At 71.9% G+C, this 12222-nt stretch carries 11 protein-coding genes and 1 riboswitch; of the genes, 5 read left to right on the forward strand and 6 right to left on the reverse strand.

The genetic code is table 11. The annotated features are described in order from the left end of the window. Nucleotides 1-3: 3 nt before the first annotated feature. The gene (locus tag ABZ471_RS23045; protein WP_359068666.1) at nucleotides 4-933 is read right to left on the reverse strand and encodes an LLM class F420-dependent oxidoreductase; all 930 of its coding nucleotides are present in this window, start codon (nucleotides 931-933) and stop codon (nucleotides 4-6) included. A 97-nt stretch (nucleotides 934-1030) separates the two neighbouring features. Next, nucleotides 1031-1717: a DUF5995 family protein gene (locus ABZ471_RS23050; protein ID WP_359068667.1), complete on the reverse strand. Its 687-nt coding sequence runs from the start codon at nucleotides 1715-1717 to the stop codon at nucleotides 1031-1033. Nucleotides 1718-1960: 243 nt separating this feature from the next. Here ABZ471_RS23050 and ABZ471_RS23055 point away from each other — a divergent pair, with 243 nt between their 5' ends. Next, the gene (locus ABZ471_RS23055; RefSeq protein WP_359068735.1) at nucleotides 1961-3082 is read left to right on the forward strand and encodes a glycoside hydrolase family 6 protein; all 1122 of its coding nucleotides are present in this window, start codon (nucleotides 1961-1963) and stop codon (nucleotides 3080-3082) included. On the opposite strand, the gene ABZ471_RS23060 is transcribed toward ABZ471_RS23055, so the two are convergent. Next, a complete protein-coding gene (locus ABZ471_RS23060) occupies nucleotides 3064-4455 on the reverse strand; it encodes a solute carrier family 23 protein (RefSeq protein WP_359068668.1) in 1392 nt (463 codons plus the stop codon). The genes ABZ471_RS23055 and ABZ471_RS23060 overlap by 19 nt on opposite strands. A gap of 132 nt (nucleotides 4456-4587) precedes the next feature. Between ABZ471_RS23060 and ABZ471_RS23065 the strand changes: the two genes are divergently transcribed. Together ABZ471_RS23065 and ABZ471_RS23070 are read left to right on the forward strand one after the other, a co-directional pair. Then, a complete protein-coding gene (locus ABZ471_RS23065; protein WP_359068669.1) occupies nucleotides 4588-5844 on the forward strand; it encodes an alginate lyase family protein in 1257 nt (418 codons plus the stop codon). 100 nt (nucleotides 5845-5944) lie between these two features. Continuing rightward, nucleotides 5945-6403: a thioesterase family protein gene (locus tag ABZ471_RS23070; protein WP_359068670.1), complete on the forward strand. Its 459-nt coding sequence runs from the start codon at nucleotides 5945-5947 to the stop codon at nucleotides 6401-6403. On the opposite strand, the gene ABZ471_RS23075 is transcribed toward ABZ471_RS23070, so the two are convergent. Next, nucleotides 6363-7577 carry an MFS transporter gene (locus ABZ471_RS23075; protein ID WP_359068671.1) on the reverse strand — a complete coding sequence of 405 codons (1215 nt, stop codon included), beginning with the start codon at nucleotides 7575-7577 and terminating at the stop codon, nucleotides 6363-6365. The two genes, ABZ471_RS23070 and ABZ471_RS23075, sit on opposite strands and share 41 nt — an antisense overlap. Nucleotides 7578-7701: 124 nt before the next feature. Between ABZ471_RS23075 and ABZ471_RS23080 the strand changes: the two genes are divergently transcribed. Then, complete coding sequence (locus ABZ471_RS23080) at nucleotides 7702-8985, forward strand: ROK family transcriptional regulator (protein ID WP_359068672.1); 1284 nt, start codon at nucleotides 7702-7704, stop codon at nucleotides 8983-8985. 238 nt (nucleotides 8986-9223) lie between these two features. After that, nucleotides 9224-9913 (forward strand): methyltransferase domain-containing protein, encoded by a 690-nt coding sequence (locus ABZ471_RS23085; RefSeq protein WP_359068673.1) that lies wholly within the window; start codon nucleotides 9224-9226, stop codon nucleotides 9911-9913. Between the two features lie 117 nt (nucleotides 9914-10030). Here ABZ471_RS23085 and ABZ471_RS23090 read toward each other — a convergent pair whose 3' ends face one another. Then, the gene (locus ABZ471_RS23090) at nucleotides 10031-10780 is read right to left on the reverse strand and encodes an NAD(P)H-binding protein (RefSeq protein ID WP_359068674.1); all 750 of its coding nucleotides are present in this window, start codon (nucleotides 10778-10780) and stop codon (nucleotides 10031-10033) included. Nucleotides 10781-10885: 105 nt separating this feature from the next. Then, nucleotides 10886-11776 (reverse strand): RNA polymerase sigma-70 factor, encoded by an 891-nt coding sequence (locus tag ABZ471_RS23095; protein ID WP_359068736.1) that lies wholly within the window; start codon nucleotides 11774-11776, stop codon nucleotides 10886-10888. A gap of 261 nt (nucleotides 11777-12037) precedes the next feature. Next, a riboswitch (FMN riboswitch) is annotated at nucleotides 12038-12168 on the forward strand. The last annotated feature ends 54 nt before the right edge of the window (nucleotides 12169-12222 follow it).

The following is a 12222-nucleotide window of genomic DNA, read 5'->3' on the forward strand; positions in this document are numbered from 1 at the left end:
GACTCAGACTCCGGCCGCCCGCGCCTTCTCGAACACCTCGGAGGCGACGTCCTTCAGCTCCTGCGCGTCCCGCGCGGTGCCCTGGAGGTCGACGAGGATCTCCTCCAGGCCGATCTGCGCGTGCGCCGCCAGGTCCTCGACGATCTGGTCGACGTCGCCCTGGAAGGGCGGGCGGTCCGCGCCCTCGTACGCCTTGGGCAGGCGGACGCAGTTGACCCGCAGTACCGTCTGGATCGGCTCCTTGCGACCGCGCTCCGCCGCCAGGTCCTGCAACTCCCGCCACTGCGCGGCGATCTGCTTCACGCCCATGCCCACCGGAAGCCAGCCGTCTGCGTGGTCGACGAGCCGTCGCCAGGCCCGCTTGTTGCTCGCGGCGAGCAGGATCGGGATCGGCCTGGCCGGCTTGGGGCCGACGACCGCGGAGGCGATCTTCGTGATGCGCCCGTCGTGGACGACCGGGTCCGGGCCCCATACGGCCCGGCACACGTCGATGATCTCGTCCAGTACCTTGCCCCGCTCCTCGATCGGCCGGATCCCCGCGGCCGCGTACTCGTCGACGGACCATCCGGTGCCGAGGCCGGCCAGGACCCGGCCGCCGCTCGCGGCGTCCAGCGAGGCGAGGGCCTTGGCCAGCTGGAAGGGGATGTGCAGGGGAGCGACGAGCACGCTGGTGCCGAGCCGGGCCCGCTCGGTGGCCGCAGCCGCCAGGGTGAGCGTGACCAGCGGGTCCGCCACGCCCCGGTACTGGTCGGGCCAGGGCATGCCCTCGATGCCGTACAGTCCCTGGGTGGCGGGTTCCGGGAACAGGGCTCGCTCGAAGACCCACAGACTGTCGTAACCGATCTCCTCGGCGGCGCGTGCCACGTCGGGGACGTCCTTGCCGATGGAGTACTGGCGCATCTGGGGAAGACTCAGGCCGAGTCGGGTCGCCATACCGTTGCTCCTCTGCGCTGGATGTTGAGCCGTCAACATACGGGGGTCACAAGGGTGTTCCGCGGGAGGCTCGCCAGGCGGCCGGATCCGGCCCGGCTCAGTCGGCCAGCGGGGTGAGCAGCATGCGGCCCGCGAAGCCGACCGCCGCGTCCAGGCGTTCGGTGAACTCCTCCGCGACGTCCTCGCAGTGGCGCAGCGCCCACAGGGCCCGGGCCGCGGTCCAGGTCGCGTCCCGCGCCCGCTCCAGGCTCCAGGAACCCAGCAGATGGGTGAGCGGGTCGGCGATCTGGAGCAGGTCGGGGCCCGGCATCAGATCCTCGCGGATGCGCTCCTCCAGCGAGGCGAGGAGATCACCTACGCGGTCGAACTCGTCCTCCAGGTCGGCCGGTTCGCAGCCGAGCGTACGGCAGGTGTCCACCACGGCCAGGGCCAGATCGTGCCCGATGTGCGCGTTGATGCCCGCCAGCGCGAACTGCAGCGGCCGTACCCCGGGGTGCCGGCGGAACTGGAACAGGGGCCGCCAGCAGGCGGGCGCGCGGCGGTCCTGGGCCACCGTGTCGACCGCCGCCAGATACCGCTCGGCGAACCGGACGTCCAGCGCGGTCGCCGCCCGCGGGTCCGGGAACTCCCCGGCGTCCAGGCGCCGGTCGACCTCCTCGGTGACGGCGAGGTAGACGCGGTTGAACACGGCGACCCCGTCCCGCTCTGGCAGCTCCGCGTCGAGGGCGCGCATCCGCGCGAGGACGGCGTCGACGGGCGTGCTGAAGTGTTCCAACTGCGCCATGGGGGAAGGGTCCCAGCCCTAGGCTGACCGGCGTGCCGACCGGCCCGTTGCTTCGCCGGAACGGGGGAACCCGGAACGGCGGGAACGCAGCGCGGGACGAGTGGGAGCGATCCGCGCGGGACGGGTGGGAGTGACATCGCGCGGGACGGGCGCGGGAGGGGGTGTGAGACCGTGTCAGGCTTACGCACCCGGCGCCTGGCAGCGCGCCGGGCCGAGCGCAGGCGCGCTCTGCGGCGCGGGGCGATGGTCGCGGCGGCCTCGATGGTCACCCTGGTCGGCACCGTGACCGGGACGATCTCCGCGTTCGACGAGGCCGGGGGATCCGACCGGGCCCGGCCCGAGGTGACCCGCGCGGCGAGCCGCGCGCCGCTGCCCGCCGTCCCCCTGCCGTCGCCTTCCCCTTCCAGGACCGGCCGGACGACGCCCTCGCCCGCACCGGAGAAGCCGCGGACGAGGCTCCCCGCACCCTCCCCGGCCCGGACCGAGCGGAAGCAGCCGACCACCACCGTGTCCCCCCGCCTCTACCGCCACCCCGACTCCCAGGTGCTGGACTGGGTCCGCGCCCATCCCGACGACCCGCGCACCGCCCTCATCGCGTCCCGGATCGCCGACCGGCCGGCCGCGGTGTGGTTCGCCGACCGGGCCGCCGGCACCATCGCCGCCCGGGTGCGGGCGGTCACCGCGGGCGCGGCGGCCGAGGGCCGGGTCCCGGTACTCGTGCCGTACGCGATCCCCGGCCGCGACTGCGGCGGCGCCTCCCGGGGCGGGGCGCCGGACCTGGCGGCCTACGACGCCTGGATCGACGCCTTCGCGCGGGGGCTGGGCTCCGGCGAGGTGATCGTGATCCTGGAGCCGGACTCGATCGCCCAGTCCGGCTGCCTGTCGGACGCCGCCCGCGCCGCCCGCTTCGCCTCGCTGGCCCGGGCGGGCCGGACGCTGAAGACGGCGAACCCGCGCGCGAGGGTCTACTACGACGCGGGACACTCCGGCTGGAACCCGCCCGCCCGGCAGGCCGCGCTCCTGAAGCAGGCGGGAGCCGCCGCCTCCGACGGCATCTTCAGCAACGTCTCCAACTTCCACACCACCGCCGACGAGATCGCCTACGACCGGCAGGTCCTCGACGCCCTCGGCGGCCCCGCCTCCCTCGGGGCGGTGATCGACACCAGCCGCAACGGCAACGGGGCCCCGCCCGACGGCCAGTGGTGCGACCCGGCCGGCCGGAAGATCGGCCGGGCGCCGACCCTGGTCACCGGCGAGCCGCAGATCGACGCCTACCTGTGGGTGAAGCTGCCGGGGGAGTCCGACGGCTGCACGGGTGCGGCCGGCACGTTCACACCGTCCTACGCCTACGACTTGGCGCGCTGACCGCCCTCGTCGTAGGCGGACGTGCCCTCGTCCAGCAGCGGCTCCTGCGCCTTGAGATGGGCGGGGGCGAAGGCGCGCAGGGCGTGGTACCCGGTGATGACGACCAGGGTGCCGAGGGCGATGCCGCTCAGGGAGAAGGTGTCGGTGAACTTCATGCTCACGTTGCCGACGCCGATGATGATGCCCGCGGCGGCCGGGACCAGGTTCAGCGGGTTGCGCAGGTCCACCTTGGCGTGGAGCCAGATCTGCGCGCCGAGCAGGCCGATCATGCCGTAGAGGATCACGGTGATGCCGCCGAGGACGCCGCCCGGGATCGCGGCCACGACGGCGCCGAACTTGGGGCAGATGCCGAAGAGCAGCGCGAAACCGGCCGCGGCCCAGTAGGCGGCGGTGGAGTAGACGCGGGTCGCGGCCATCACACCGATGTTCTCGGAGTAGGTGGTGTTGGGCGGGCCGCCGACCGCCGTCGACAGCATCGAGGCGACGCCGTCCGCGGAGATCGCCGTACCGAGCTTGTCGTCGAGCGGATCGCCGGTCATCTCGCCGACCGCCTTGACGTGCCCCGTGTTCTCCGCGACCAGGGCGATGACGACCGGCAGCGCGACCAGGATCGCCGACCACTGGAAGGACGGTCCGTGGAAGGACGGCAGCCCGATCCAGTCGGCCCCGGAGACGCCCGAGAGGTCGAGGCGCCAGTGGTCGGTGACCTTGCCGCTCGGGCTCATGGAGTGGATCTGCCCGAAGATCCGGTCGAAGGCCCAGGAGATGCCGTACCCGAAGACCAGCCCCAGGAAGATCGCGATGCGGGACCAGAAACCACGCAGACAGACGACCGCCATACCGGTGAAGAGCATCACCAGCAGGGCCGTCCACTGGTCCTGCGGCCAGTAGGTGGAGGCGGTCACCGGGGCCAGGTTGAAGCCGATCAGCATGACGACCGCGCCGGTGACGATCGGCGGCATGGTGGCATGGATGATCCGCGCCCCGAAGCGCTGCACCGCGAGACCCACCAGCAACAACGCGGCGCCGACCACGAAGACCGCGCCGGTCACGGTGGCACTCGTACCGCCCTGCGCACGGATGACGGCGGCCACGCCCACGAACGACAGGGAGCAGCCCAGGTAGCTCGGCACCCGGCCGCGGGTGGCGAGCAGGAAGATCACGGTCGCCACGCCGGACATCATGATCGCCAGGTTCGGGTCCAGGCCCATGAGCACGGGGGCCACGAACGAGGCTCCGAACATCGCCACGACGTGCTGGGCGCCCAGGCCCGCCGTGCGTGGCCAGGAGAGCCGTTCGTCGGGGCGTACCACCGCTCCGGGTGCGGGTGTGCGCCCGTCACCGTGCAGCTTCCAGCGCACGCCGAGGTCCATGGTGGGGTTTCGCTTTCTCTGTACGTGAAGACGGTCCGCACCATTGTCATGGTTACCTGGCAGCTCTACGCTCACACGGTCCCACTCATGAACTCAGTTCACATACCTGACTCGTGACGATCGGAGTGCCTGATGAGTGGAAGATCCCGTGCGGCCGTGCTGCTGGCCGCGGTGGTGAGCTTCTCGGCCGTGCTCGTCCCCTCCGCCCACGCGGCACCCAAGGCCCCGCGGACCGCCGTCCTCGACGGCGCCCGCCTCCAGCAGACCCGGGCCCGACTGGACCGTGACCCCCAACTCCGCCGCGCCCTCGAGGACTTGACCGCCCGCGCCGACTCCTGGCTGGACCAGGGGCCCTGGACGGTCGTCGACAAGCCGAAGCCCGCCCCCGGCGGGGACGTCCACGACTACCTCAGCCAGGCCCCCTACTGGTGGCCCACCACGACCCCCACCGCCGACAACCCCTGGGGCTGCCCTTACGTCCAGCGCGACGGTCAGCGCAATCCGGAGGTCGACAGCGGCACGGACCGGCAGGACGTGGAGAAGGTCTTCGACTCCGCGTACGACCTCTCGCTCGCGTGGTACTACACCGGCAGGCGGAGCTACGCCGAGAAGGCCGGGCAGATCCTGCGCACCTGGTTCCTCGACCCGGCCACCCGGATGAACCCCGACCTGGACCACGCCCAGTTCATCCCGTGCAAGTACGACGGCCGGGCCATCGGCATCATCGACTTCTCGCAGTCGTACACGAGCGTGCTCGACGCCCAGGCGATCCTCGCCACCGGAGCCCCTGGCTGGAGCTCCGGGGACCGCACCGCGATGAGCAAGTGGAACACCGACTTCCTCGGCTGGCTGAAGAACAGCGACTTCGGCAGGCAGGAGGGTGCGGCCGCCAACAACCACGGCACCTTCTACGACATGCAGCTCGCCGCCCTCGCCTACGCCACCGGCGACACGGCCCTGGCCCGGCGGACCGTGCTCGACGCGCGGAGCAGGCGGATCGACCCGCAGATCGCCGCCGACGGCAGTCAGCCGCAGGAACTCGCCCGCACCCGCAGCTGGCACTACTCGACCTTCGACCTCGTCGCCTACACCCGGCTCGCCGCCATCGGCAGGCAGGTGGGCGTGGACCTCTGGTCCTATCGAGGGCCGGACGGGCAGAGCATGTTCAAGGCGGTGGACTATCTGCTGCCGGCCGCGACCGGCTCCGCCGCCTGGCCACATCCCGAGCTGGAGTTCCACCGGTACGCGGCGAGCGATGTCGTCCATGCGGCGGCGGACGCCGGTGACCGGGCGGCCAGGGCGGCCGTGCCGAAGCTCCAGACGCCTCCCGGCGGCGACCTGTGGGCACTGCGGCCCGCCGCCGAGCAGCTTGACTCGATAGCGGGCTGACCCGGGCCTGACCAGGACCGTCCCGGCCAGGGCTCCTGAGCGGTCGCTTAGTATGGAGTATCCGCACCGCCCCGCACCCTGTCGTTCAGGAGCCCTGCCCGTGACCGCCGAAGCCCCGATCGCCCCCGCCGTCTCCCATGGCCGGCTGATCCCCGTCGTCGTCCACTTCGACGACCTGGACGCGCTCGGGCTGCTCCACAACGCCCGCTATCCGCTGATGGTGGAGCGCGCCTGGACCGAGCTGTGGAACGAGTACGGCGTCCGCTTCGACGGCGACTGGGCGGCCGCCGGCGACGCCTGCAACGCCGTGCGTGAACTGCGCATCGGCTACGAGGCTCCGGTGACCCGCCCGGGCGTCTACGCCGTCCACCTCTGGCTGGAACAGCTCGGCACCACCGGCCTGACCTACGGCTTCCGCTTCTGCTCGGCCGACGGTACGCAGACCTACGCGCAGGGCACCCGGGTGCTGGTCCGGCTGGACGCGGCGACCCTGCGCCCCGCGCCGTGGAGCGACTCCTTCAGGGCCGCGGGTCGGGCACTGCTGCGGCCTGCGGACTGATCCGGGTCCGGCTGCCACGCTCGGCGGTGCGCAGCACCCCCGCGAGCCCGGCGAGCCCGAACGCCAGCGCGGTCACCACGCAGAACGAGACGGTCAGACTGGTCGTCTGCGCCACCCCGCCGATCAGGCTCGGCGCGATCAGCCCCGAGGTGTAGGTGATGGTCGCCACGCCCGCTATCGCCTGACTGGGGTTCGGGCCGGAGTGTCCGGCCGCCGCGAAGCACAGCGGCACGACCACGGCGATACCGAGTCCCATCAGCCCGAACCCGGCCATCGCCACCGCCGGATGCGTCGCGACGACCACCAGCAGGCCGCCCAGCCCGGCGAGGACACCGCCGGCCCGTACGGTACGGACCGCGCCGAAGCGGTTCACCACCGCGTCCCCGGCGATCCGGGCCACCGCCATCGTCAGCATGAACCCGGTCGTCGACGCCGCCGCCAGCCCGGCCGAGCTGTCCAGCCGGTCCCGCAGGAACACCGCCGACCAGTCCAGGCTCGCCCCCTCCGCGAACACCGCGCAGAAGCCGACCGCGCCGATCAGCAGCGCGGAGCGGGGCGGCAGCGCGAACCGCGGCGGCGGCTCCTCGTCCGCGGCGGGCTGTAGGTCCAGCACCCAGGTGCAGGCCAGCAGTCCGAGCAGGGTGAGGGTCGCCGCGGCCAGCGCGTGGTGCACGCGCGCGTCCGAGCCGAGGTGGGCGGCGAGCGTGCCCGCGGCCGAGCCGACGAGCGCGCCCGCGCTCCACATGCCGTGCAGCCCGGACATGATCGACTTCCCCATGAGCCGTTCCACCTCGACACCCAGCGCGTTCATCGCCACGTCGGCCATGCCCGCGGTCGCGCCGTAGGCGAACATCGCCAGGCACAGCATGTACAGGTTCGGCGCGAGGGACGGGAGGACCAGCGACAGGGTCCACAGCGCGAGCAGGCCCCGCAGGGCCGTACGGCTGCCGAACCGGTGGCTGATCCGGCCCGCCAGCGGCATCGCGCACGAGGCGCCGAACGCCGTGAACGCCAGCGCGAACCCGAGCTGCCCCGCGCTCAGCGAGGCGTGCTCCTGGATCCACGGCACACGGGTCGCGAAGGAGCCGGTCACGGCGCCGTGCACGGCGAACACGGCCGCCACGGCGTACCGGGCGCGGCTGACCTCGTCGCGCGTGTAGCCCACGTCACCCATGTTTCCAACCCCTCCCCGGGTGTGCTCTGTCGCCGCTTCCTCGGCGCATCGCCGTAAACTATCAGGGACCCTGCCTGATAGATAGGGAGTATTACGGCCGCCCGAGTCTGGGAGGATTCCCGTCATGCCCGCATCACCGAGCACCGCCCGGGCCATCAACGACCGGCTCGCCCTGCGGCTGCTGCAGCAGGAGGGCCCGCTGACGGCAGGGCAGTTGAAGCAGCTGACCGGACTGTCCCGGCCGACCGTCGCGGACCTCGTCGAACGCCTCACCGCCTCCGGCCTGATCACCGTGGCAGGGGAGTCCGGCGAGCAGCGCCGGGGTCCGAACGCCCGGCTCTACGGCCTCGTCGCCGACCGTGCCCACCTGGCCGCGCTCGACGTACGCACCGAGGGCGTCGTCGTGCTGGTCTCCGACCTGGTCGGGCGGGTGCTGGCGGAGGCGTCCGTGCCGATCGGCGGGGACACCGGGACCGGCCCCGCCGTGGAGCAGGCGGTGGCGGCGGTGGAGCGCACCGCGAAGGAGGCCGGCGCCGACCGGCTGCACACCGTCGGCATCGGAGCGCCGGGTCTCATCGACCCCGCCACCGGCGACCTCCGCGACTCCGGGGGCCTGCCCGCATGGCACCGGCGCCTGGCCGCGGCCCTTCAGGAACGGCTGCCCGAGGCCCGGGTCACCGTGGAGAACGAGACCAACCTGGCCGCTCTGGCCGAGCAGCGCGAGGGCGCCGCCCAGGACCGGGACACCTTCGTCCTGCTCTGGCTGGGCCACGGTGTCGGCGCCGCGGTCGTCCTCGACGGCGCCCTCCGCCGCGGCGCCTCCGGCGGCACCGGGGAGATCGGCTTCCTGCCGGTGCCGGGGACGACCTCCCTGCCCTCGGCAACGGACTGCGACGGCGGCTTCCACTCACTCGCCGGAGCGGCGGCGATCGGCGCACTGGCCCATGAGTTCGGCCTGCCCGCGACGGAACCGACGGACGGCCCGGGCGCCGCGACGACAGTGGCCGAGGCGGTGTCGGCGCTCCCGGAGGAGATGGCCGGGGCGGACGAGTGCGACGCCGGCGAGCGGCCACCGTCCGCCGGACCGGGCACGCGTGAGTACGTCGGCAGCAACTCGGCCGCGTCCTGCGCCGCCCGCTTCCTCGGTGCCCTGGCCGACCGCATCGCCGTCGGTGTCGCGTCCGTCGTCGCCGTGCTGGACCCGGGATGCGTGGTGCTGGGCGGTGAGATCGGGCAGGCCGGGGGAGCAGTGCTGGCACGGCTCGTGGAGGAGCGGCTGCGACGCATGTCCCCGCTGGTCACCGAGGTGCGGGCCGGCAGCCTCGGCGGCGCCGCGGTCCTGCGCGGGGCCCTGCTGACGGCCCGGGAACGAGCCCAGGACGAACTCTTCGCACCGCCGGAGCGCTAGGGCCTGTCCGGCGATTCCCGTCGTCCGCGCTTACTTGCTGGGTGACGTCGATTGGCCCGGGGGGATGGCCTTCATCGGATGGGGCGCGTTGCTCTTCGTGCGGTCCGGACTCCTTGCTACTGTCCGTCCGCCGGTATCTCGCCGAGACGAACGCTTCAGAAGTCGGCGTGTGGCGGGACGAAAATCGCAGCGAAAACTCGGGACCAACTGGCCGTAGTCACGGTGACGGAGCCTCTGTATGCGCGAAATTTCCTACGAAGAACAAACAGTCGGATCCGGAAATCCGCTGGCACGTTTCGCCCATCGCGCTCGTCTGAAGAAGGGAATCGATCTCGTCGCCGGGGTCTGTGCCGAGCGTGGCACTGTCGTCGATTTTGGGGCAGGGCCGGGCCTTTTTCTGCACATGCTTGGCGAGGTGCGCCCTGACGTCACGCTCGTCGGACACGATCCGTACATGGCACCGACGTATCCCGAATTGAAGTATGCAGAATCGCTGGACAGCGTCGCGTCGGACAGTGTGCACGTTCTGACGGCGTTCGAGGTTTGCGAGCATCTTTACGACGAGGAAGTCGATGCGCTGCTGAAAGACGCATCACGAATTCTCAACGAGAGCGGCGCACTCGTGATGTCCGTACCGATCATGTACGGCCTGGCGATCGCGCCGAAGGTGTCGAACTGGATGATTCGCAGCCGCTCGCTCAGGTCGGAATACTCGCCTTCGGAAGTACTGAAGGCCATGGTCGGAAGGCGTGTTACTCGGCCGCAGAACCCTCGCACGACGCACAAGGGTTTCGACTTTCGTGAACTGCGAGAGGTAGTGAGCGAGCGGTTTTACATCGATGCCGTGCATCTGAGCCCGGTGCGGCATGCGCCCTGGTGGTTGAGCTCGCAGTACTTCATGATTTGCCGGCCGAAGGCGAGGAGTTGAGGCGGTCGGTTTTGTGGCGCGATTGCGGCAGGACGCCGGGTTGTGACGGACGCGCCCGGCGTTCGGGTGAACGCCGGTGCATCCGATCGCGTCATGGCCCGGACCGCCAGGGGTGCCTCAGCCCCGCCCGCCCCCGAACCGTCGTGCCAGGTACTCCTCGAAGCTGCCCTTGCCCACCTGCTCCGGTGCCAGATGGCCGCCCGCGCGGAACGCGCGGTACGTCTTGCCGAACAGGGGTATGCGGGCCACCGCCCGGCGTCGTCCCGTCGCCCGGAGGTAGGCGCGGGCCAGCGAGTCGAGTGACCGTACCTCGGGACCGCCCATGTCCGGGACCCGTCCGGCCGGCGGCGCCACGGCCAACTCGGCCAGACGGGCGGCCACTTCGGCCACCTCCACCGGCTGGTCCGGCACCCCGGCCGGCACCAGCATGACGGGCGGCTTGGCGAGCCCCTGGAACAGCGTCACCAGCAGGTCGTGGAACTGGGTCGCCCGCAGCACGGTCCAGCCGAGCCCCGACTCCTCGATCCGGCGCTCCACCGCGAGCTTCGACCGGTAGTAGCCGAACGGCACCCGGTCGACGCCGACGATGGAGATGTACACCAGGTGGCCCACCCCGGCGCGCCGCGCCGCCGCGATCAGATGGTCCGCCGCCTGCTCGTCCCCGCCCCGCGGCGTGCTCGCGCAGTGCACGACCGTCTCCACACCCGCAAGGGCCGCATCCAGACCGGGCCCGCCCTCGCGCAGGTCGACGGCGTACGGCTGCGTGTGCCGGCTCAGCACCCGCACCTCATGTCCGTCCGCCCGCAGCCGCTCGGTGACGAGCCGCCCGAGCGTGCCGGTTCCGCCGGTCACCAGGATCGTGGTCATGCTGTTTCCGTCCCTCCGGACACCGGGGCGCTCCCTGTCGGAGCGCCCTTCCACAGCTGGGACCGCGCAGCCCCCGTGAAATGTGACAACCCCCGGCGGGCCCGGCTACGGGGCCGTGAGTTGCCGTCGTACGTACTCCAGTTTGTCCGGGTTCATCACGGCCCGCACCTGCGCGATCCGCCCGTCCCGCAGCTCGAGTTCGGCGACCGCGTACAGGGTGTCGCCCTCCCACGCGGCCAGCCCGGTCGCGCCGTTGACCTCCACCAGCGTGTACTTCGGATCCCCCACGAGCCGCCGGGCGGCGCCCACCAGGAAGCGGATGACCTTCTCCCGGCCCTCGATCGGCCGCCGGGCCGCGGTGACCTTGCCGCCGCCGTCGCTCCACCAGGTCACATCCGCCGCCAGCAGCTTCTCCAGGCCGGCCAGGTCACCCTCCCGGGCCGCCGTGAGGAACGACGTGACCAGCTCCTCCCGCCGCTCGGGAGCGGGCTCGAACCGGCCCTCCGGTACGGCCACCCGCTGCACCGCCCGCCGGTACAACTGACGGCAGTTGGCCTCGCTCAGCTCCAGGACGCCGGCGATCTCCCGGTGGCCGTAGCCGAACGCCTCGCGCAGCACGTACACCGCCCGCTCGGTCGGTGTCAGCCGCTCCAGCAGCACCAGTACCGCCATCGAGACCAGCTCCCGGCGCTCCGCCGACTCCAGCGGCCCGAGCGTGCCGTCGGAGGTGACCACCGGCTCCGGCAGCCATGCCCCGACGTACTCCTCGCGCCGCGCCCGCGCCGAGGTCAGCCGGGTCAGACAGAGGTTGGTGACCGCCTTGGCGAGCCACGCCCCCGGGTGCTCGATCACCGCACGGTCGGCGCCGCTGAACCGCAGATACGCGTCCTGCACCGCGTCCTCCGCCTCCTGCGCGGAGCCGAGGAGACGGTAGGCCAGGCCGAACAGCCGGGGTCGGTGGGGCTCGAACTCGTCGGCGAGCAGGGACGTCGTCATCATGGGCCCACCCTGCCAGAGGCGTGGCGGCCCGGCGGCGGGCAAGGGCCGTCGTCACCGCCACCGGGCCCGCCCGCACCCTAAAAGGACTAGACCAGTACGGTCAATGGGTCTGGACCAAGGTCAACCAGCGCCCTGCGCAGGGCAGTTGACCAGGACGGTTTCGCCGCGCAAGTCCAGCGACACGCACTGTGAGGGAACCCACACCGGTCACCTGTATGGACGACCACCCGGCGTGGCACACTGGCCGTGTACCAGAAGCAGCGCACTCCGGGGTCGGTGAAAGTCCGAACCGGCGGTTACAGTCCGCGACCCGGTCGCTTCCAGCGGCCGGTTGACCAGGTGAAATTCCTGGACCGACGGTTAAAGTCCGGATGGGAGGCAGTGCGCGGCGGGCGGGCACGTATCCGTGCGCGCCGCCGTATCTGGGCTCGTCCGTATGCGGA

The organism is Streptomyces sp. NPDC005728 (assembly GCF_040630895.1).
Classification (GTDB): Bacteria; Actinomycetota; Actinomycetes; order Streptomycetales; family Streptomycetaceae; genus Streptomyces.